Below are 21653 nucleotides of genomic sequence, written 5' to 3' on the forward strand. Positions count from 1 at the left end.
CCGCGCGGACTACGTCAGAGCGGCGGCGACGGCGAGAGCGTGATGCTCGTGCCACGGCTTGGCGATGATCTGCACTCCGATCGGCAGACCGCTACTGGAGGTGGCAACGGGAATCACCACCGAGGGCACCCCGAGGATGCTGATCGCTCGGCTGCTCGCCAGCGCCTGCGACCACGACAGAGCCGCACCGTCGACCTCGAAGCTCGTCTCACCGAGAGGAGGGGCGAGGATCGATGCAACGGGAAGTATCAGGACATCGCCCATCGTGGACACCAGCTGGTGCTGCATCTCGGCGCGTCGAGCCCACAGTGCCTCGACGTCTGCGGCTGTGGTGGTTCGGACGGCAGCAAGGATGGCCCGGATGTTGGCGCTGAACTCGGCGGGGCCGTATTGCTCGATGTCCGTTTGGGTTTCGCAGGCCCGCATCCGAGTGAACAGGTCATGAGCGCCGTGTAATGCGGTGCCGTCGTACGGCGTCACCGATCCGACGAACGGCTCTGTACACAGAGCTGCGGCCTCGACGGCGGCGCGGATCTCCGCATCGACCGGGATCGTGCCTTCTCCTGTGGCCCAACGAATATCGAGCTCGTGGAGGTCCACGCTCGCAGGGTCGGTCCAGGTGTACTGCGGCGACGACAGCACGCGCAGCAACAGGATCACGTCGTCGAGAGTGCGGGCCATGGGTCCGATGGTCTGCACGGTGCCGTGCATGGTCGCCGGATTCGTCAGCACTCGGTTGTCGCTCATGACACCGGGATACTGCCCCTCGGAGTCGATTCGGCCCGGTGTCGGCCTGATCGAGCACAGACCGGTGCAGTGCGCGGGCCACCGCACCGAGCCACCGAAATCGGTGCCCAGTCCCACCACGCTCATGCCTGACGCTATGGCCGCCGACTCGCCGCCGCTGCTCCCGCCCGGTGACAGCTTCGTGCCGGCAGGGGAGAGCGGGTTGACGGTGTAGCCGAACAGGTCGTTGTGTGTGAGTCCGCTGGCACCGAACTCCGGTGTGTTGGTCTTACCGATCAGGATTGCGCCCTCGGCGCGCATCCGAGCAACGGCGGGAGCGTCGACGCGAGGGACATTGTCCGCGAGCGCATGTGAACCCGCCGTGGTGCGAACTCCGGCGGTGGCGATCAGGTCCTTGACCGTGAACGGCACTCCGGCGAGGTCGCCGACCCGCTCGCCGCGGGCGATGCGGGCATCGATTCCGTCGGCTGCCAGCAGTGCCGATTCGGCAGCGACGGTGACGATCGCATTGAGTTCGGTGTTGATTCGGCCGATGTGTTCGAGGTGCTGCTCGGTCACCTCGCGCGCGGACACGGTGCCGGCGCGCACTGCTGCCGCGAGTGCGACGGCATCGGTTCCGATCGAATTGCCCTCAGGCACTGGGTGTCTCCTCGGGTGGTGTCACAGCCCCTTCATCTCCGCGACCCGCAGCGCCAGCGCTACATCCAGGCGCAGAATCGGATCGGTGGTGAACGGGCCGACGATGGACTCCAGCTTGCCGATGCGGTAGCGGAGTGTGTTGTAGTGGAAATGCAAGACGCGGGCGGTCTCTGCCACGTTGCAGTTGGTGTCCAGCAGCGCCTGCAACGTCTGGCGCAGGTCGACGGCATCGGCGTCGTCGCCCGCGAGTGAGCCCAACACCTCGGTTGCGAAGGCCTGCAGCTCGGCTCCGTCGGTGACCAGTGACAGCAGTCGATGCACACCGAGGCCGTCGAAATGCGCTACCGATCCGTTTCCGCGCATACGGCGTCCTACGACGACTGCTTTGCGGGCTTGATCGTAGGCGCGCGGAATGTCGGCAACGGAGTCGATGACGCGGCTTACGCCCGCGCCGAACGAGTTTCGTCCGCCGCCCTTGTCTCCGGCGACGGAGGCGATCAGATCCTCGACGACGTCCCGTTCGGTGCCGGGTTCGGCCGGCATGAGCGTGACGACCTCGTTGCTGAACCCCACGACGGGAGCCCGTCGATCGCGCCGGCGAACCACCTGCTGCCATGCCGCGGTCAGCCGCTCCTGCGGCAGGCGGCCGGACACGGCCGGCTTCACCGAATTGCTCACGGCAACTTCGGCGATCTCGTCCAATTGGGCCACGATGACGACCATGCTCCGGTCCACGTCCCAGTCGAGCTGGGCGCAGTACTCGATGATCTGTTCGGGGGATTCGGTTGCGCCGTTGAGGACGTCCCGAAGGAAGTCGCCGCGAAACTTGGACTCGACGGCAGAGACCGCGAGCTTCTTGATGACCGCCAACGCCACGACGGTGGCCGCGCGTTCGAGGGACTGCATCGTGACGGGACCGAGTCGTTCGGCGGCGGCCACCGCCACGATCAGTCCGTGGTCGGTGCCGCCCGCGATGATCGGTGCGACGGCAATTCGGTGCCCGCTGTCGCCCGGGACCGGTTGCAGGCCTTCGTGGAGTCGTTCGGTGAGCAGGCGACCGGACGGGTCGAACAGCGGCATCTCTTCCAAAGCCGCGAGATCTGCGTCTGTTCCTGCTGTGGCCTGGACTCGACCGTCCGGAGTGCAGATGAGTACCGTCGCCTCGAAGAGCGTGGCGACCTCGTCGGCGATCTGCGGTAGATCGCCGCCTTCGAGCACGATCGAGGTCAGTGCTCGATGCATGCGATCGGCAATATCCAACGCCCACGCCTGCCGGTCGACGAGGTGTGTGAACACCTCAGAGATGACCTCGTCGAAGCCGACATCTCGGCGAATGAGGAAGAGCGGCAGGCCGAGTCGATCTGCTGCCTCGATCATCGCAGCGGGCACGTCTCCGAAGTAGCGTCCTTCTTTGACTCCGAGCGCTGCCGCGCCGCGTTCGGCGAGTCCTTCGACCAGCTCCACCAGGGCACCGGCATCGAACGGGCGGCCCGAATCTGCATGCCGCAGTGGGAAACCCGTCGTCAACAGCAGTTCGTTCGGTTTCACCCACGGCAGGATGTCGGGAACTTCGATGACGTTGACGCGTCGAACCACATTCTCGAGTCCCTGCTCGCCTGCGACAAGAGTGGACCCCGAGAGGCTGGGGAGCGCAAGCAATTCTGCGACGGTGAGCGCGTAACTCGCCGAGGCCGGGAAGTCTCGTACTCGTGGCCGAAGCGCACCGACCATGTCATCCATTGTTCAACAATACTGTGTAGGGCATGTCGCGACGGCGGGGGATCAGCCGACGTGCAGTGCCGGCGGGAGAACGCGCTCGACCCACCGCGAGGCCTGCTCGTAGGCATAGGCGAGCTGCAGAACCGCCCGGTCGGCACCGTGCCTGCCGATGATCTGAACACCCATCGGCAGACCGCGATCGTCGAACCCGACCGGGACGGCGGCGGCAGGAACACCGGTCATCGTCCAGGGCACCACCGTTTCCATCCACCGGTGATAGGTGTCCATGGGTCGACCCGCGATGGACTGCGGCCAATGTTGGTCCTTGTCGAACGGGAACACCTGAGCGGTGGGCGCGAGAACGAAGTCGTAGGTCTCGAACAATGTCGTCAGTGCGCTCTGCCAGTCGTTGCGAGCCTGCGCTGCCTTGGTGACATCGAGTGCGGTCAATGCGACGGCATGCTCCATCTCCCACAGCATTTCGGGCTTCATCAGCTCCCTCGTGCGCGGGTTCTCGTACAGATCGGCCATCCCGAGCTGCGCCCACCACCGCCACGTCAGGAACGAGTCCCAGATTTTCGCCGGGTCGTACGACGGCACGGTGCTCTCCACTGCGCAGCCGAGGTCCTCGAAGACGGTGAACGACGACACGCACAGATCGAGGACACCGGGTTCGGTAGCCAGGTGACCGTTCCAGTCTCCGACCCACGCGATGCGGGCACCGCGGAAGCTGCGTTCGAGAGTGCGGGTGAAGATCTCCGGATCCTCGTCGATTCCGAGGGGCGCGTTGGCATCCGGGCCCGCCATCGTCGACAGCAGATGTGCGACATCGGTGACCGATCGGCCCATCGGTCCGGCGACCGCGCCCTGAGCGATGAAGCCGGGCTCGGGAATGCGTCCCCACGACGGGCGAAAGCCGACCACATTGTTGAAGGCTGCGGGGTTGCGCAGCGATCCCATGTAGTCGGTGCCGTCGGCGACGGGAAGCATGCGCAGGGCCAATGCTGCCGCCGCACCTCCGCTGCTTCCGCCTGCAGTGCGCGAGGTGTCGTAGGGCGAGACGGTGGTTCCGTACACCGGGTTGTACGTCTGAGATCCGAACCCGAATTCCGGTGTGTTGGTCTTGCCGATCACGATGGCACCGGCCGCTTTCACGCGGGCGACGAACAGATCGTCCGCCTCGGCGATGCGATCGGCGAAGATCGGTGACCCCGATGTGAACGGTAGCCCTCGGGCTGCCGACAGATCCTTGACCGCATGGGGAAATCCGTGCATCCACCCGAGATACTGCCCGTCCGAGAGCTGCCGATCTCGCTCGTGTGCATCGGCCAGTAGCTCGTCGCGATCACGCAGGGCGACAATGGCATTGACCGTCGGATTGTGTGCCTCGATGTGGTCGAGGTACGCCGTCATGGTCTCGACGCAGGAGACCTCGCGGCGCTTGATCTTGCCGCTGAGCTCGACCGCGTCGGACATCAGAAGTTCGGCAGCGGGTCCGACGGTGGTTGCCATGGTGGTTCCTTCGTTCGAGAGAGACGCAGAAGCAGGGAGGGCCGGACGCCGCGCGAACCCGAGACTGTCGGGTTCGCGCGGCGCTGTTCGATATCGAAACCGGCGTTATCCGAGGTCGACGATCGCGGCGACGGGGCCGCCACCTTCGGGGCCCTGGTGCGCTGCCGAGACCGACACGAAGACCGCTGGGTCGCCGGTCACTGCTGCGGTGACGCCGCCGACGCACGCCTTGATCTGGCGGTGCCAATGGACGTCGGAATCGTCGAGCATGGCGTTGCGCCGTCCACGGACCGTACCGTCCTGGCTTGCTTCGCATTTGAGGAAGACGTTGACGAGCTTGCCGCCCAGATCCTTCGTGTGCGGCCGCTCGGGAAGTTCGAGACCGGCATCCTTGATCGCGTTCCAGATGCCGTCCTGATCGAGCGCGTCGTTCATCACGCTGTGTCCGATGCGGTACCGGCCGCCGATTCCGCGAGTGTTACCCACGACGACGATCTGCGCACGGTCCAACTCGACGCCCGAGGAGCACGACGCCACCGAGGAGTACAGCTCACGACTGTGCATGACGTCCTCGTCGGTCGGCATATCGATTTCACCGAGTGCGACAGCGATACCGAGAGCGGTGCCGCCGTTGGACAGATCCATCGACTCGTGGGTCTGCTCGGTCCAGACGGTCTTGCCACGGCTCTTGGCGTCACGGATGGTGTGAATCGTCAGCAGCGGGGTCTTGGTCTGCACGTAGTGCACGTCTGCGGGATCGGTGATGCCTGCGTTGGCCATCGCATCCTTGACTGCCGCAGCCACTTTGGTGATCATCGCGGTGCGGCCGATGTCCTCGGGCATCAACTGCTCGCTCATCGCGACGCCGACCGTCAGGCGCGGCTCCTCGGTCTGCACTGCCTTGTCCGACGGTACGGTCGCGAAGATGGTGGCGTGGGGGCTGATGACTCCGTCGGTGCCACCGGACCAGACGATCGGAACCTCGCCGACGTCGTGTGCGCTGCGAGTTCCTTTCGCGGACAACACTTCGCGGAATGCTCGGTCGGCGATGATGCGGGTGTAGTCGTTGACTCCGCCGTTGCCTTCGGTCTTACCGATGACTGCAATGACCCGGTCGGCGTCGAGCACCCCGTCGTCGATGAGCTTCGCCAGCTCGCTGGCATCGGACACGTTGTGGAGCGGGACCTTGCGGACCTCGATTGCGTCGGGCACTGAAATCTCCTTCATCGGGATCTGTGGGTACTGCAGAGTCGGCCGGCGTTCGCGCGGCGGGGGCTCGCCCCACGAACGTTATCGACCGTTGAACCGGGGGTGCACTGGCAAGCTTTGCCCAATCAGCGCACTTTTTTGGTTATCGGACATCCCCAGGTAGCGGTAGCGCTGCAGCCGGGAGGTCGCCAGTTCGGCCGGGTCGGCGGCGAGGAGTACGGCCAACTCGTGTTCGAGCACGGTCCCGAGGCGTGACAGGAACGCCGCAGGTTCGTCGGAGGCATCCGGCCGTTCGGCCACGATCCGGTCGATGACGCCGTTACGCAGCAGGTCCAGGCTGCGCACGCCCTGCTCCTCTGCCATCTCGGCTGCGCGGTCGGTGGTGTGGAACTTGATCGCCGATGCACCCTCCGGCGGCAGTGGCGACAGCCAACCGTGCTGAGCACACAGCACCCGATCGGCGGGGAGCAGTGCGAGTGCGCCGCCGCCGGCTCCCTGGCCGAGCAGCAGGCAGATCGTCGGTGCCTTCAGTGTCGTGAGTTCGACCAAGCAGCGGGCGATCTCGCCCGCGAGGCCACCTTCTTCGGCCTCCTTGCTCAACGCGGCACCGGCAGTGTCGATGACTGTGACGAGTGGGAGTTGCAGCTCTTCCGCCAGCCGCATTCCGCGTCGCGCTTCCCGGAGGCCGGCGGGACCCAACGGCTGATCGGCGAAAGTGCGGTCCTGGCCGAGAAGGACACACGCCGAGGCCCCGAACTTGGCAAGGGCCAGAAACAATCCGGGCTCGATCTCACCGGCTCCGGTGCCCTGCAACGTCGTCACCGTGTTCGCGGCCGATCGCACGAGGTGGCGTACTCCCGGCCGTTCCGGCCGTCGAGAACGACGGATGGATTCCCATGCAGGCACATCGTCGAGGTGCTCCAACGGGATGTTCGGAACCGGCGGAGGTGGCTCGTGTGGCGCACACAGGACGGCGAGCGCCGAAATGGCAACCTCACGGAGTTGTTCGGGAGGGACCACCGCGTCGACGAGGCCACGGGCAGCGAGGTTTTCGGCTGTCTGCACTCCCTCGGGAAACTTTTCGCCGTACAGCGCCTGGTACACGCGCGGACCGAGAAAGCCCAGGAGCGCACCCGGTTCGGCCGCAGTGACGTGGCCGAGTGAGCCCCACGAGGCAAGTGCTCCACCGGTCGTGGGATGGCGAAGGTAGACGGCGTAGGCGAGACCCGCCGACTTGTGCGCAGCGATGGCCGCCGAGATCTTGACCATCTGCAAGAAGGCGACCGTGCCCTCCTGCATCCGTGTTCCGCCGGAGGTCGGCGAGGCGAGCAGCGGAAGCTGTTCTGCTGTCGCCTTTTCGACGGCCTGTACCAATCGTTCGGCGGCCGCCGTTCCGATGGAGCCGGCGAGAAACCCGAACTCGCACAGGACGAGTGCAACCCGGCGCCCTGCGAGGGTGGCTTCGCCGGTCAACACCGACTCGTCGCAGCCGCTCGTTTCACGGGCCGCGGCGAGCTCGTCGAGATAGCCCTGATCCGCCGGTCCGTGCACCCCGATCGGGGGAAGCGGGTCGGTGTCCCACCGGACGAAACTGCCGGCGTCGACGACCATCTCGACGAGTTCGAGTGCGCCGAGCCGTGCCGGCGCGCCGGTGCGGGTCATGGTGTCGTCTCGAGCCAGGCGCGGATCGAGTCGCCGTGCTGGTCGAGGGTCGGCGGGGCCGCGTGTGTCGTGCGCATCGCGGCACCCTCGCAATCCTCGTCCATGCGCAGCGGTGGGCCGGGCAACGTGATGGTGCCCAGGGCCGAATGATCGACGTCGATCATCAGTCCTTGCGACCGTGTCTGTTCCCAGGTGTAGACCTCGGCCAGATCACGGACGCGTCCGGCCGGTATGCCGAGCTCACCGAGTAGTCCGAGAAGTTTGTCGGTCGGCCAGTCCGCGAAAACGGCATCGACAGCGGCGATGACGGCCTCTCTGTCGTCGACGCGTTGGGGGTTGGTGGCCCACTCCGGACGGTCCAATCCGAATGCGGGAGCGAAGCGTTGCCACAATCCCTCGCTGCCCACGGCAATCTGAACCAGACCCTCGGACGAGTGGAACAGACCGTACGGGCAGATCGACGGGTGATGTCCGCCGGTGGGGCGGGGCACCTCGCCGGCCACGGTGTAGCGAGTGCCTTGAAATGCGTGCACCCCGACGATGGAGGCCAACAAGCTGGTTCGCACGACGCGGCCGCGTCCGGTGGTGTTGCGCTCGTGCAGTGCGGCCACGACGCCGTATGCGCCGTTCATTCCGGCGAGCAGATCACCGATGGGAACGCCGACTCGAGTGGGTTCGTCCTTCGACGGCCCAGTCAGGGACATCAATCCTGCTTCGCCCTGAGCGATCTGGTCGTAACCGGGGCGCGTGCCTTCTGGGCCGTCGTGGCCGAAACCGGTGATGGACAGGATCACCAGACGGGGATTCAGCTCGTGCAATGCCTCCATGCTGTAGCCGAGGCGAGCGAGAACGCCGGGGCGAAAATTCTCGACGAGTACGTCGGCGCGGCGGATCAATGCGGTGAGCGTTTCTCGACCGTCGACAGCTTTCAGGTCGAGTGCGATGGATTCCTTGTTGCGATTGCACGAGAGGAAGTACGTCGAGTGCCGATCGCCCTCGTCGTCGGCGACGAAGGGCGGGCCCCAACTTCGGGTGTCGTCACCGCCGCTGGGTGACTCGACCTTGATCACTCGTGCGCCGAGGTCCCCGAGCATCATCGCCGCATGGGGTCCGGCAAGTGCACGCGAGAGATCGACGACCAGGCAGTCGGAGAGCGGTCCGACCGTCATCGGATTGCGTTCCGAGACAGGGGAGCGATGTCGGTGTCGAACTCGAATCGATCGTTGCGAAGCGTCATGCGTCCGAGTCAACGTGCCGGTCGCGGCTCCGTCGTGGGCAAAAGTTGCCGACGCTGAGGGGTCGCTTTCGGACAGTTCGAGCGAGCGCGAGCCGTGTGGACGGATGGCCGACGAGGGGCCCATAATCTGCGACCATGGATACCCACGTAGTCGACCATCCCTTGACCGCAGCGCTTTTGACGACGATGCGCGACGTCCACAGTGACAACGCGACCTTCCGTTCGGCGCTGCGGCAGCTGACACACACGTTGGTGTACGAGGCTTTGCGTGATGCCCCGGTGGACACCTTCGAGGTCGACACCCCGGTTGCCCGCACCACGGGTGTGCGGTTGGCGAACCCACCTCTGCTGGTTCCTGTTCTCCGGGCAGGGCTGGGCATGGTGGAGCAGGCGAGTGCGCTCATTCCGCGATCCGGTGTGGGATTCATCGGCATGGCACGAGACGAGAAGACACTGCAGCCGGTGCCGTACCTCGAGTCTCTCCCCGCAGATCTCGCCGGCACGCCGGTGTTCGTTCTCGACCCGATGTTGGCCACAGGCGGGTCCATGACCGCGACGATCGACTTGCTCGTCGCTCGCGGGGCAACCGACGTGGTCGTCGTGTGCGTCGTCGTGACACCCGAAGGTCTTGCAGCGCTGGAGAAGTCAGGACACCCCGTCCGAGTGGTGTGTGCCGCCGTCGACGACGAGCTCAACGATCAGGGCATCATCGTGCCCGGACTGGGGGATGCGGGGGACCGTCAATTCGGGCCTCGGTGACGCTCCGACGCAGAGGAGTCGTCGAGGTAAGTGCTGTCGTATCGAAACACCATGTCGTTTCCCGCATGGGTCAGTCAATCGGGAAGAAGGGGTCTTCCCTGGTAGTCATCGGCTGCATCGAACTCTCGTAGCTCGAATGCTTGAATCATGTCGGATCCAGCGGCGGCACAAACGATCCGGCGCGCGTGAGCAGTGCGATATCGCACCCCAGAGCATCCGCGACCGCGACCACGCTGTCGAGCTGCACTGTGTTCTTTCCTCCTTCGAGTGCTTGAACGGTGGAACGACCCACCCCGGCGAGCAACGCCAGTTCTCCCGAGTGCTTACGGGCTCGTCGTCGCGGTTCCGCCATCATCGCTCCTTGTGCTTGCCCTGGCATGCATATTGGAACTTCCCCGAAGGTTTTGCCGACAATGAGCCCCTATGCCTGCTTCAGCAGGCAGAAAATGTGGAAACGTCGTCTCGCAGGGGGAGGGCTCGCTATGCGTGCGTTGGCAAGCGCACTGATGGTGCGAGGTACGCCAATGTGCTGTGGAACGGCCGTCGGTGGCCAGGAACCGTAGGTGTTGGCCCGAAGTCGACTCGCGTGCAGCATCTCGTGCGGCATAGTGGCCTCCATTGTCCGATGCGGTCGAAAGCGGTAATCCTGTGAAGAATTCGGTTAGAACCGGCAGCGACAAATGGGTCGTCGTCGATGTCGAGACCTCGGGTCTGAAGGCATCCCGTGATCGAGTGCTCAGTGTGGCCGCTCTGACGATCGACGAGGACGGACGTGTCGGACGCGAACTGTCGACTCTGGTCAACCCGGGTTGCGATCCTGGCCCGGTGCACATTCACAAACTGACGCCCGAACGGCTTGCCGGTGCGCCGACGTTCGACATGATCGCTCCGCAACTCATGGATCTGCTGGATGGTCGAACTTTGGTCGCGCACAACGCGAGTTTCGATCACGGGTTCTTGAAGCTCGAATCGATGCGTGCGGGCATCGACATGCCGACGAAGCAACGGTTGTGCACCGTGGCATTGTCGAGGCGACTACAACTCGATACTCCCAACCACAAGCTGTCCACCCTGGCCGCGCACTGGAAAGTGCTGCAGTCCAATGCGCACGACGCCTACGACGATGCCCTAGTGCTGGCGCAGGTGTTCACCCACAGCGCTCGGCTGGCCAGGTCGCTCGAACTTCCCCTTCCAGTCGTCACGTGCACCGAGCGTCTGACGCTGTATCCGGATACCGTTCCCCGCACACATTGCGCGTGGGAGAACCCAGGTCCACTTGCCGAGGACGGCGGTCTCGTTCAGGGCATGCGAGTCGTGATCAGCGGCGACACGCGAATCCCGCGATTGCGCTTGGCCGCTCAGCTCACGGAAGCCGGACTGGACGTGATGAATTCCGTCAGTCGATTCACGAGTGTGGTGGTGTGTTCGGATCCCACAACGGAAAGCGGAAAAGTCGAAAGGGCGCGCGCCCATGGCCTTCGCATCATCTCGGAGTCGGAATTGCTCGACTTGCTCCGGAATGTGCAGCCAGGAACGCCGAAAGGTATTCGGCCGCAGACCCAGCCGAAACCAGCCGAGCAGCAGCCCGATCCAGTCGTCAAGCCCTGGCAGACAAGAAGGGTCTTGGTCATGGGCGGTTCGCACGCCGAGTCGGTACTCATGCGGTCGCGCCTGATCCAACTCGGTGCGACACCGGCTGTGAATCTCAGCGCCGGCGTGACCGACATCCTGATCTTGGACGGCGGCGATGGAGACCCGCGGATGCCGAAAGTGAAGGAACGGGATCTCACGTTGCTGACACCGGCAGCGATCGACCGAGAACTGAATATCGAAGTTCCCGCGCCGCTCCCTGCTCGGCGGTCCCGAATCGCTCCGTTGGTGCCACGGGGTGGCGTCGTCGACCTCGATCCTGATCAGGCAGTGCTGACGGTCAACAGTTCCTGGCGTGCCGACGACTCCGATCGGGTCGGTGTAGATGTAGTCGCGTTCTTGCTGTCCGACGATGAATTGGTCGCCAGTGACGAGGATTTCGTGTTCTACAACGCTCCGGTCACCTCGGACGGTGCCGTCTCGATGTCGATCGATGGTGACAGCGAACAGGGTGTGCGGATCGACCTTTCACTCGTTCCCGAGGATTGCGTGCGTATCACCGTCGCCGCAGCAATCGACGGTGACCACACATTCGGTGACCTAGGCGCGGTATCGGTGTCGCTCGATGGACTCGATTCGGCGGTCGCGACAGCGGTGCTGGATGCCGCGACCACGGAACGATCGATGCTGCTCGCAGAGATCTACCGCCGCGGGAGTGGCTGGCGCTTCCGGCCGATCGGTCAGGGCTACGACGACGGATTGGCAGAATTGGCGGTGCGGTTCGGCGTGGAGGTCGATGAGTAGCCGCGCTGCGTCGCGTCGACCGGTAACGCGAGTCGGCCGTCGAGCGACGTCACCAATGAACGGATCGAGTCGGTGGCCGGACCACGGCCGGCGACGTTGTGCAGGACGTGCCGCCACGAAAGGCCCTCGAATGAACCGCATCAGCCGACGTATTGCCGTATTGACCGGACTTCTGGCGCTTCCGCTCGCCGCCGGTGCCACGATGGGAGTTGCAACCGCCAGTGCCGACGAATGGCATTACGGCCCTGTCTATCGCGCCGAGCAGTCCGGGGAAGGCGCGCAATACTTTTGCAACAAGGCGCTGTCACTCGAGAAGGCGTCGCAGTCGTACATCGTGGTGCCGTGCACCAACGTCGAGAACACCGATACCTGGTACCGAATCGTGGTGAACCCCTACAACTGGGGTTGGAGCGGATAGCCCTACACCAGTTCGATGACCTCCAACGCACCGTCGGCGTGGGAACTCCGCAGCCTTTTCTTGTCGTATTTGCCGACGCTCGTTTTCGGGACCTCGTCGATGAAGGTCCATCGTTCCGGCAACTGCCAATGCGCGACGCGGCTGTCGAGGAACTCTTTCAATTCTTCGGCCGTCACCGACGCACCCTCGCGCACGACGACAGCGACCAGTGGCCGCTCGTCCCACTTCGGATCGGGCACACCGATGACCGCGGCCTCGCGAACGGCCGGGTGTCCCATCACCTGGTTCTCTAGTTCCACCGAGGAGATCCATTCACCGCCGGACTTGATGATGTCCTTGGAGCGATCGGTCAGGCGGAGGTAGCCGTTCTCGGAGATGGTGCCCACGTCACCGGTTCGCAGCCAACCGTCGTCGAACTTGTCGTCCGCGTCGGCGCGGTAGTAGCTGCCGGTGATCCACGGGCCACGGACCTCGAGCTCGCCGACGGTCTTCCCGTCCCACGGCAGGACCGTTCCGGCGTCGTCGACGAGTCGTGCCCGAACTCCGGCAACGAATCTGCCTTGTGTGCAACGTAAGTCGAACTCGTCCTCCGGCGACAGTCCTGCGTCGGGCCTACCGGAGGTGCCGAGCGGTGACGTCTCGGTCATGCCCCATGCCTGCGAGATGTGGACGCCGTACTTCTCGTGGAATGCCTTCATCAGACTCGGTGGGCATGCGGCACCGCCGACCACCACATCACGCAGACTCGACAGATCCGCCGGATGCTCGTCCAGATGAGCGAGCAGGGCCTGCCAGATCGTCGGGACAGCAGCCGCCGCCGTCGGACGAAGCGTCGACATCATCTCTGCCAACGGAGCCGGCTGCAGAAACCTGTCGGGCATGATCAGTGACGCACCGACCATCAGCGCCGCATACGGGAGCCCCCACGACATCGCGTGGAACATCGGCACGATGGCCAACACCTTGTCGGACTGCGCAATTGCCATCGCGTCGGTCATGCACGCCTGCATCGAATGCAGGTAGATCGAGCGATGCGAGTACACGACCCCCTTGGGATCGCCGGTGGTGCCCGAGGTGTAACACATTGCGGCAGCTGATCGTTCGTCTAGTTCGGGCCAATCGAACTCCTCCGGGTTGCCCGCCAACAGGTCCTCGTAGCCGAGCACCTCGATACCGTCGGGTGCAGCGACCTGCGCCGGGTCGACCCCGACGACCACGAGGTGTCGCACGGTCTCGAACGTCGGCAGCAACGGCGTCAGTAGGGGGAGCAGACTCGCGTCGGCAATGATCACCTGATCCTCGGCATGATTGACGATGTACGTGAGCTGCTCGGGGAAGAGTCGGATGTTCAGGGTGTGCAGCACTGCGCCCATCGCCGGAATCGCCATGTAGGCCTCCATGTGCGGGGCGTTGTTCCACATGAATGTCGCGACTCGCTGATCATCGTCGATCCCGATGGACCGCAGGCCGTGAGCCAATTGTGCTGCCCGCCTGCCCAACTCCCCGAATGTCACCGTGGTAGGGCCGGTGTCGGTCCACGTGGTGATCTCGGCCGAGGAGTGGATGGACGTCCCGAATCGAACCAGCTGGCCGATGGACAGTGGGGTGTCCTGCATGGTGCTCTTCACGACGATCTCGCTTTCGATGTCCCGGCGCGGCTGCACGTCGTTGTGCTCCGCGTCACAACATGCACACTACGGACTCGACGCGAGGAGGGTGCGTAACTTGGTACTCATGGCCACTACTTCAAATGACGCTCGTGCCCTCGGCGACGAGGCATTCGTTTCGCTCACCACCTTCCGTCGATCCGGTGCGCCGGTATCGACGCCGGTGTGGATCGCCCGAGACGGCGACAACCTGGTCGTCATCACTCCCGCGGAGAGCGGCAAGGTCAAGCGCATCAGGAACTCCGATCGCGTGGAGCTCCGCCCGTGCAGTCGGCGCGGAGCGGTGCCCGATGACGCCGTGGCGGTGACCGGCTCGGCAACCATCGTTACCGGAGACGCCGCCTCGAGACCGACCTCGGTATTGAAGAAGAAATACGGCATCGAGTACCGCATCGTCATGCTCGTCGAACTGGTCATTGCTCGACGCCGCAAGCCGCGGGTGATTCTGTCGATCACCACAGACTGAGGTCGGTTCACATCAGGGCAGCATCCACCGCCGCAACGATGTCGACCCAGATCTCCGACGTGGGATCGACGACGGCGAAGTGCCCGCCCGGTCCTTCGACCGAAGTAACGGAATCGGAAGTCGTGGATGCGGCAGCGTAGTACGCGCGGCTGATCTCGAGGAGATTGGGATCGTCGGCCACTGCGGACACCACCAGCTGTGGAACGCCGAGGGGCAGTCGAGACATCGGTGACGACTCCTCGTAGATGCGCCGCGCCTCCGCATAACGGGCGCCGATCGCGTTCGATACCGCACCTTCACCGAGCCACCGCTCGTCGCCGACTTTCAGGTCGAGCACCCCGGCCAGACTCACCGCCAGAGCAGGGGCCACGAGTTTGCCGACGGAATCGGCCGCAAGCCGCAGGGCCAGTTGGCCTCCCGCGGAATGGCCCATCAGGACAATTCGAGACAGATCCAGCGAGGCGGGTGCCGTCTCCAGCGCGGCGAGAGCAGCCGCGACATCTCCGGTCGTCGTATCCCACCCGTGTTCGTCGGGTCGGCGGTATTCGACATTCCAGGTGGCGTAGCCGCGTGCGGTCAGATCGACCGCCATCGCATCCATCAGGTCGAATTCCCACCTCGAACGCCAGTATCCGCCGTGAATCAATACGGCGACGGGGAACGGGCCATCGCCTTCGGGCACCCGCAGTTCGACGCGTTGTTCGGGGTGATCTCCGTACGTCACGATCGTGCCGGGGTGGAAGCGATGAAAGTACACACTGTCGATCGCGAACCTGAGGCCGTCGAGACCGCGGCCCCGGATGTGTGCGCGAATACCCTCGGACCGATCCGGCGCGCACTGACCGAAGTCGACGCGAACGACGCTGCTGTACAACGACGAATCGACCTGCGCTCCATCGCCGGGAACGACGACGACCTCACCAGAACCGGTTGCAGCGTCGACAATTCCGCCCGACAGACCGCGGGCGGACAGGGCCCGTGCGACCAGCTCCTGTGCGGTCTGCAGATCGGCGAACACTCCGGGCGCGGCAACGATATCGATGTGGTTAGAGTCTTCCGTCATGGGTTCACGCTACCCAGACGGCGTCGACCGAGCCCGTGTTCGCGCACGGGCTCGGTCGAAAAACGCCGATCAGGCGTCGACGGCCGCGTTCAGTTCACGCAGTCGGGGGAGTGCGCGGTTGGTGAGCAGATCCTCGCGGGTCTCGGCAGAGACAGCCATGCTGTCCTTCCACAGTGACCGGCCTGCCATCGCTCCACGTGCACCGTTGGCGACGGCGATGCGGACCTGCTCGATGAACGTCTCGTGATCGACGCCCGCCGACAGCACAGCCCACGGAACACCCTGTGCCGCTTCGGTGACGGCAGCACAGGCCTCGGCGGAACCGGGGTAGGGGAGCTTGAGTACCTTGGCGCCGCACTCGACCGAAATGCGCGTGGAGTCGGCGATGATCTTTCCGAAGCCGGCCTTGTAGTCCTCGTCCGACTCGCCTTCGAGCTGGTAGGTCAAGATCTCGACGATGAGGAGCAGACCCTCGGCGGAGCAAGCCTTGACGAGGTCGCGGATCTCCTCGGCAACACGGGAGTCGACGCCCTGCTGCTCGGGACGCATGTAGAACAGCATCTTGGCGACGTCGCCGCCGAGATCACGCACGACGCGCGGGGTCACGCCGTCGACGAAGCGGGTGTAGCGCAGACCGTCGGTCTCCTCGAAGCCCGACGCATCCATGCCGACCACCAAGGCGGTGCCCCGCGAGAGCACACCGTCGTCGACGATCTTCGGCAGTGCCACCTCCGGGTCCAGCAGGATCGCCGGCGCGTGGTTGCCGAGGTAGCGAACCAGATCGGCCTTGGCCTCGGCGAGCTGCTCGACGGTGATCGAGCCCGGCCCGTCGACGGCGTCCTTCATGACGGCCTTCATGCCGTTGCGCTGATCTCCGGCGACGATGAGCATGTTGCCGCCTTCGGTGGAGATAGCAGCCATTCCGCGACGTTCGAGGGTGGTGAGTTCGTTCATCTTCTTCTCCTGGTGGGGTGTTGGGGTCGAGCGCGAGTGAGACAACGTTGTCTCACTGCAGCAATGTGGGCTCAGATTTCTATGAGCGTCAGTAGTCGGGCCGCGAACAGTGCTGCGCCGTAGGCAGTGTCCTGGGATCTGGTCGAGACCGAGACATCGGGCAGCACCTGAGCCCGGGCATCTCGTACGCTGGCCATGCCGGCCCAACCGCCGGTGAGCAATGTCGTCCTGGCGGGTGGCACCTCGGCGTCGAGTGCCTCGATGAGGCGAGCCACTTCGTTGTTGCCGTGCAACAGAATCGAACGGAACAGCTCGGCCGAATCGATCCCGTCTGTACGGACCGTGATGGACAGCACGCCGTCGTCGTTGCGGGCACCGGCGATGTCAATACCGCCGTCGGTGAACGGTCCGCCTGCAGGCAGGGCGCACACTCGCTGGTCCAGTAGGTCGCGACCGGCACGATCGCTGATGTCGCACAGCTGCAACGCCCGTCGCATCAGCAAGCCGGTCTTCACTCCCGCGACGAGCACATGTTGCCCCGGAACCACGTGGCGCACCGAGTTGATGAGGTGTTCGGCCAGCCTGCTCCGTGCGTCGGTGGTCAACGGAGTGTCGAGTACCCGCAGCAGCACCTCGGCAGTGCCCATCGACACGTGGTAACGGTCGTGCGGGATCGCTCCGCCGGACACCGCGGACACGAGATGATCGTGACCGGCCACAGTCAGACGAGCGCCGGCGATGGACTCGGGAAGTGTTGGTGCGTCGGCAGTTCCGAGATCGGTTCCGGCGTCGACCAGTGGCGGCATGAAGTCGGTTCCGACACCCAGGTGCGCCAACATCTCCGACCACGGCTCGCCGCTGTCCTGATCGAGTAGTCCGGTGCGCGAACTCAGTGAGTAATCGGCCACGGCACGACCGCCGAGGGACAGTACGACGAACTCCGGCAGGTTGAACCATCGCAGCCCGGTCAGGCTCAATCCGTTGTCACGAAGATGCGCAATCTTGACGATGGACACCTGAACGCCGACGGGAAGTCCGGTCTTGCCGGCGAACTGATCGCGCAATTCGGCCGGCAGGTTGTCGACCTGCTGCTGACCACGCGGGTCGAACCACGCGAAGGCCGGTGCCCGGACAACGTTGTCTTTATCGAGAAGAAAGCCCGTCTCACCCATCCCGGACACCGCGATGGCGTCGATGCGGGCGGCTGGGTCACCGGTTGCCTCGGGCAGCCGGCGAGCGACCGCATCGAGTAGCTGCCCGATGGTGGACAACAGATCCTCGGCGGCCAGGTCGGTGGTTCCGCCCGGTCCGTGCCGCCACGGTGTGGGACTCTGCTCGATGAGCAGCTCGGTGCCTGCATCGTCGGTGACGAGTACTTTGACGCCGGTGCTCCCGAGGTCCAGTCCCGCAACAAGTCTGGGGTTCACGGAGTAGTTCTCATTTCTCTACGGGTAGGGGGAGTGCGTGTGAAAGTCGTTCCACGAGAGTGGTCGGCGCTATCTGCTGCTCGGGTTCGAGATAGGGATCGTCGAACCGCTGCACCAGGCGGTCGAATGCGAGGGTGCCGATGCGATACGGGTCCTGGTCGATACAGGTCACCGACGGGCTGACGGCATCGGCGAGCGAGAAATTGCCGAACGACACCATGGCTACGTCGGTGCGACCGATCTCGTGCAGAACCGACACCACGGCGGTCGCGTGTCGCGCGTTGGCGACGAAGAACGCAGTCGGTGGATTGCGCTGTGCCAGTAGCGTCTTCACTACAGGCCGCACCGAGTCTGCGGCGTGGGATACCGGAGGGGCGAGCGCGGACTCCGGCTCTTGGCCGAGATCGGCGAGAACGTCGAGATACGCCTGCCTGCGCAACTGCGCAGTCTGCAGGCGATCGTCGAAGCCGAGCAGAGCAATTCGCGTGTGCCCGCTTGCCACCAACTTCTCGACGGCTCGCTTGGCGGCACCGTAATCGTCGACGATGACAGAATCGAAACCGGTGATCGAGCGGTCGATGGTGACCGTGGGCAGTGTGCGACGCCGAGGTACGAGGAAATCGCTGTGGTCGCCGACCGGCGCGAGAATGATGCCCCGCACGTGTTGTCCGGCCAGGAGGGCCAGCTGATCCCGTTCGCGCTGGGCATCGAAGCCGGTGCTGCCGACGATGACGGCGAGCCCGTGTTCGAGTGCGCGATCTTCGACGGCACTGACCAGTGATGCGAAAAAGACATCGTCGATGGAGTCGACGACGATCCCGATGGTGTTGCCCGACCCCGATTTCAGGGACCTGGCGGCGGAGTTCGGAACGTAGTTCAGTGTCTGCACCGCAGCCTCGACCCGCTCGCGCAGCTCCGGCAGGACCGTATCCACGCCGTTGACGACGCGTGAGACGGTCTTGAAGCTGACGCCCGCCAAGGCGGCGACGTCTTTGATGCTGGCGCGCTCGGTCACGTGAACTCTCGATCGGAGGAAGTGTGTCGCTGTAGCACGTATGCGAGACAACGTTGTCTTGTATGATTCCCGCTATGCCTCATGTCTGTCAAGACGTCCTCGGAATCGAACGGGAATCTCTACCGGTCCTGGTGGTTGCCGGCGCGGCGGGCAGTGGCAAAACGACGCTGGGTAGAGAGCTGGCGCGCCGTCTTGGTACCGCTCTGCTCGACCTGGACACCCTCACCAATCCGCTTCTGGAGGAGATGGATTCGCTGATGGAAGGCCCGCACTGGAACAGTGCCGGTCCACATTCGGAGCGGATTCGCGCCGGGCGCTACGCCGTGGTGCGCGCCGCTGCCCGGGATCTCGTACAGCTCGGTCAGCGGCCCGTCCTCGTTGCGCCCTTCACCCGCGAATTGACGGGCGCGCCCGAATGGACGCTACTGGTGAACGAATTGTCCCCAGCCGCAACGAAGGTGATCCACGTCGACGGATCGCCGGAGCTCCTGGCGCGACGCCGGGCCGCTCGTGGCGCGTATCGCGATGCTCATCGGCCGGTGGATCCGCCGGCTCGGACGCCGAGCATCCCGCACTTGCGCGTCGACGCCGAACTGACGACCGCGCAGCAAGCCGATCTCGTCGCCCGAGAACTCGGGCTCAGCTGATGGTGTGAGTGATTCCAGGAGTACAGGATTCGCGCTCGATCAACTCGACACCGAGGATGTTGCGTCGTTTGTAACGACGTCCCGGATTCTCGATTCGACCCAACAGTCGTTCGATGGCCAGATGGCCGAGTCGAGCCGGGTTCTGATCGATCACCGTCACCGGTGGCATCACTGCATCGGCGAGGGGAAAGTCGCCGAATCCGACGAACGCCAGATGCAGCAAGTTCATCTGCTGTAGAACAGGCACGCAGGCCATTGCCACTCGCGCGTTCGACAGGAACAGTGCGGTAGGGGGACTGTCGAGTGCGGTCAAGTCGGTCAGTGCCACACGGGCGTCCTCGCGGTCCAGCACACCCAGAGCGACGAGGGCCTCGTCGAATTCGATTCCGCTTGCCTGCAACGACTCTCGATATCCGGCCAAGCGATTGCGGCTGGTCGGAATCCCGGCACTGTCGCCGATCACGGCAATGCGGGTATGACCCAGATCGAGGAGATGATCGGTGGCCAACACCGCCCCGCCGTGATCGTCGTCGACGAAGCTGTCGGCTTTGAGGCCGTCGGGTGCGCGGTCGACGAACACCGTCGGAGTCTTGTCGATCCAGCGCTCCAGATATGCGTGGTCCGCACCCGTCGGCGCGATGATCAAGCCGCTCAACTGTCTACGCAGCAGCGACTCCACCAACGCCTGTTCCTGATCTCCGTCGTGACCGAGGCTGGTGACGAGAACTGCCATGTCGTCCTGGCGGGCCCGTTCCTCAACTGCGCGTGCGATGGAGGAGAAGAAGGGGTCGTCGATGTCCGGGACGGCGACACCGATGGCCGCCGTCTGGCCGTTGCGAAAGGAGGTCGCCATCGTGTTCGGCACATAGTTGAGCGACTCGAGCGCTTCGGCAACGCGGGCACGAGTATCGGGATCGACGTGCGGGTCGTTGTTGTACACCCGTGAGACGGTCTTGGCACTGACCTTGGCCAGCGCCGCGACGTCTTGCATGGTGGTCATGATCTACCCCGTCTGCTCGTCCTCGTCCCGTCAGCGACTGGTGTAGCCGCCGTCCACCGGCAACGACACTCCGGTCACCATGGAAGCATCATCGCTCAGCAAGAAGGCAATCGGCGCGGCAATCTCGTCTTCGGTGGCCCAGCGTCCCAGCGGCATCTGCGCCAGGAACGGCTCCTCGATCTCCGGGCGACCCCAGTAGAACGCCGACATCTCCGTCATGACGACCGTCGGGTTCACACCGTTGACGCGAATGCCGTGGCGGCCGAGTTCGAGTGCGGAGACCCGAGTGATGTTGTCCAAGGCTGCTTTCGAGGACCCGTAGGAGATGTGTCCGGTCAGAGCGACGAGACTGGCCTGGCTCGAGACGTTGACGATGGCTCCGGTGCCCGCGGCGATCATGGCGGGGACGGTGTATTTGATGACCAACAGTGCGCCGCGCGCATTGATGGCGATGACCTTGTCGAAGATCGAGATGTCGGTGTCCTGAGGCGTGGCGATCTCGCCGCCGAAACCGGCGCAGTTGACCACCCCGTACAGCTCGAGGCCCGCGACGGCGTCGCGAACACTGTCCTCGGACGTCAGATCGAACGCCAGGGGCGTGGCCCCGGTCTCGTCGGCCAGCTTGTCGAGCGCGTCCACCGACTGGCCCGCCGCGACGACGTCGGCACCGTCGGCCACCAAGCGCCGAACCGTTGCCGAGCCGATGCCTCCGCTGGCACCTGTCACCAAGATCTTGCGGCCGTCGAACTTCGCCATGGGGGTCTACCTTCACTGTTCCGAGTGGTCATGTCATCGGTGTCATTCGTCCCGGAGTGGACGCGTATGTCATCGGTGTCATGGACGGTACCGCAGCGCGTCGTTCCCGTCGCGAAAACGGTGTAGATCGTCCATTTGTCCAGTTCAGAGACGGTACTCCGTGGTCGGATATCGGCCTCGTACTGCGGCGGAACAACTGCCGGGTCGACAGGCCATGTCACCGGTGACATGAATTTTCGCGAAACACGTGACAATGCGAGTTGTGTGGGTCACACTCGTTAACACAGCGAGCCCCGCAGGGAGCTCGACATGCCGCGCAGGCCCAGTTCTCGAACCGTGCTGCACCGGCGTCGGCGGGGGCG

At 64.5% G+C, this 21653-nt stretch carries 19 protein-coding genes; 5 read left to right on the plus strand and 14 right to left on the minus strand.

Going from position 1 to position 21653, the window contains the following annotated elements:
• Positions 1-9: 9 nt before the first annotated feature.
• The 6 genes from ASH04_RS24915 to ASH04_RS24940 all read right to left on the minus strand — a co-directional run bounded on the left by ASH04_RS24915 (position 10) and on the right by ASH04_RS24940 (position 8657).
• Positions 10-1386, minus strand: coding sequence for an amidase (locus ASH04_RS24915; RefSeq protein WP_057474852.1), 1377 nt, complete (start codon positions 1384-1386; stop codon positions 10-12).
• A gap of 21 nt (positions 1387-1407) precedes the next feature.
• Positions 1408-3126 carry a PucR family transcriptional regulator gene (locus tag ASH04_RS24920; RefSeq protein WP_032364364.1) on the minus strand — a complete coding sequence of 573 codons (1719 nt, stop codon included), beginning with the start codon at positions 3124-3126 and terminating at the stop codon, positions 1408-1410.
• Positions 3127-3168: 42 nt separating this feature from the next.
• Positions 3169-4617 (minus strand): amidase, encoded by a 1449-nt coding sequence (locus ASH04_RS24925; RefSeq protein ID WP_057474853.1) that lies wholly within the window; start codon positions 4615-4617, stop codon positions 3169-3171.
• Between the two features lie 105 nt (positions 4618-4722).
• Positions 4723-5829: a ring-opening amidohydrolase gene (locus ASH04_RS24930; RefSeq protein ID WP_032375321.1), complete on the minus strand. Its 1107-nt coding sequence runs from the start codon at positions 5827-5829 to the stop codon at positions 4723-4725.
• Positions 5830-5907: 78 nt separating this feature from the next.
• On the minus strand, positions 5908-7488 hold the full coding sequence (locus ASH04_RS24935; protein ID WP_057474854.1) for a carboxyl transferase domain-containing protein: 1581 nt from the start codon (positions 7486-7488) through the stop codon (positions 5908-5910).
• On the minus strand, positions 7485-8657 hold the full coding sequence (locus ASH04_RS24940) for a CaiB/BaiF CoA transferase family protein (RefSeq protein WP_032364454.1): 1173 nt from the start codon (positions 8655-8657) through the stop codon (positions 7485-7487). Before ASH04_RS24940 ends, ASH04_RS24935 begins: the two co-directional genes overlap by 4 nt.
• 203 nt (positions 8658-8860) lie before the next feature.
• Between ASH04_RS24940 and upp the strand changes: the two genes are divergently transcribed.
• Positions 8861-9484 carry a uracil phosphoribosyltransferase gene (upp, locus tag ASH04_RS24945; RefSeq protein WP_027497743.1) on the plus strand — a complete coding sequence of 208 codons (624 nt, stop codon included), beginning with the start codon at positions 8861-8863 and terminating at the stop codon, positions 9482-9484.
• Between the two features lie 145 nt (positions 9485-9629).
• Here the strand turns inward: upp and ASH04_RS24950 are convergent, their stop codons facing one another.
• Complete coding sequence (locus tag ASH04_RS24950) at positions 9630-9836, minus strand: helix-turn-helix domain-containing protein (RefSeq protein WP_082519419.1); 207 nt, start codon at positions 9834-9836, stop codon at positions 9630-9632.
• A 296-nt stretch (positions 9837-10132) separates the two neighbouring features.
• On the opposite strand from ASH04_RS24950, the gene ASH04_RS24955 reads away from it, so the two are divergent.
• Entirely contained in the window at positions 10133-11878 is a 1746-nt protein-coding gene (locus ASH04_RS24955; RefSeq protein ID WP_057474856.1) for a TerD family protein, read from the plus strand.
• Positions 11879-12008: 130 nt separating this feature from the next.
• The gene (locus tag ASH04_RS24960) at positions 12009-12296 is read left to right on the plus strand and encodes a hypothetical protein (RefSeq protein WP_057474857.1); all 288 of its coding nucleotides are present in this window, start codon (positions 12009-12011) and stop codon (positions 12294-12296) included.
• Positions 12297-12298: 2 nt separating this feature from the next.
• Here the strand turns inward: ASH04_RS24960 and ASH04_RS24965 are convergent, their stop codons facing one another.
• Positions 12299-13924 carry a long-chain fatty acid--CoA ligase gene (locus ASH04_RS24965; RefSeq protein ID WP_057474915.1) on the minus strand — a complete coding sequence of 542 codons (1626 nt, stop codon included), beginning with the start codon at positions 13922-13924 and terminating at the stop codon, positions 12299-12301.
• A gap of 106 nt (positions 13925-14030) precedes the next feature.
• Here ASH04_RS24965 and ASH04_RS24970 point away from each other — a divergent pair, with 106 nt between their 5' ends.
• Positions 14031-14429, plus strand: a complete 399-nt coding sequence (locus ASH04_RS24970; protein WP_057474858.1) for a PPOX class F420-dependent oxidoreductase — start codon at positions 14031-14033, stop codon at positions 14427-14429.
• A 7-nt stretch (positions 14430-14436) separates the two neighbouring features.
• Here ASH04_RS24970 and ASH04_RS24975 read toward each other — a convergent pair whose 3' ends face one another.
• From ASH04_RS24975 to ASH04_RS24990, 4 genes are all read right to left on the minus strand, one after another.
• Positions 14437-15492 (minus strand): alpha/beta hydrolase, encoded by a 1056-nt coding sequence (locus ASH04_RS24975; protein WP_057474859.1) that lies wholly within the window; start codon positions 15490-15492, stop codon positions 14437-14439.
• A gap of 69 nt (positions 15493-15561) precedes the next feature.
• Positions 15562-16446 carry a tagatose-bisphosphate aldolase gene (locus tag ASH04_RS24980; protein WP_032383251.1) on the minus strand — a complete coding sequence of 295 codons (885 nt, stop codon included), beginning with the start codon at positions 16444-16446 and terminating at the stop codon, positions 15562-15564.
• A gap of 71 nt (positions 16447-16517) precedes the next feature.
• Entirely contained in the window at positions 16518-17873 is a 1356-nt protein-coding gene (locus ASH04_RS24985) for an FGGY-family carbohydrate kinase (RefSeq protein ID WP_057474860.1), read from the minus strand.
• 10 nt (positions 17874-17883) lie between these two features.
• A complete protein-coding gene (locus ASH04_RS24990; RefSeq protein ID WP_045840794.1) occupies positions 17884-18888 on the minus strand; it encodes a LacI family DNA-binding transcriptional regulator in 1005 nt (334 codons plus the stop codon).
• A 74-nt stretch (positions 18889-18962) separates the two neighbouring features.
• Between ASH04_RS24990 and ASH04_RS24995 the strand changes: the two genes are divergently transcribed.
• On the plus strand, positions 18963-19535 hold the full coding sequence (locus tag ASH04_RS24995) for an AAA family ATPase (protein WP_082519420.1): 573 nt from the start codon (positions 18963-18965) through the stop codon (positions 19533-19535).
• Here ASH04_RS24995 and ASH04_RS25000 read toward each other — a convergent pair.
• Entirely contained in the window at positions 19528-20535 is a 1008-nt protein-coding gene (locus ASH04_RS25000; protein ID WP_057474861.1) for a LacI family DNA-binding transcriptional regulator, read from the minus strand. The two genes, ASH04_RS24995 and ASH04_RS25000, sit on opposite strands and share 8 nt — an antisense overlap.
• A gap of 30 nt (positions 20536-20565) precedes the next feature.
• Complete coding sequence (locus tag ASH04_RS25005) at positions 20566-21291, minus strand: SDR family oxidoreductase (protein WP_027497731.1); 726 nt, start codon at positions 21289-21291, stop codon at positions 20566-20568.
• Positions 21292-21653 lie beyond the last annotated feature (362 nt).

The sequence above is a fragment of the Rhodococcus sp. Leaf233 genome, from assembly GCF_001426165.1.
GTDB lineage: Bacteria > Actinomycetota > Actinomycetes > Mycobacteriales > Mycobacteriaceae > Rhodococcoides > Rhodococcoides fascians.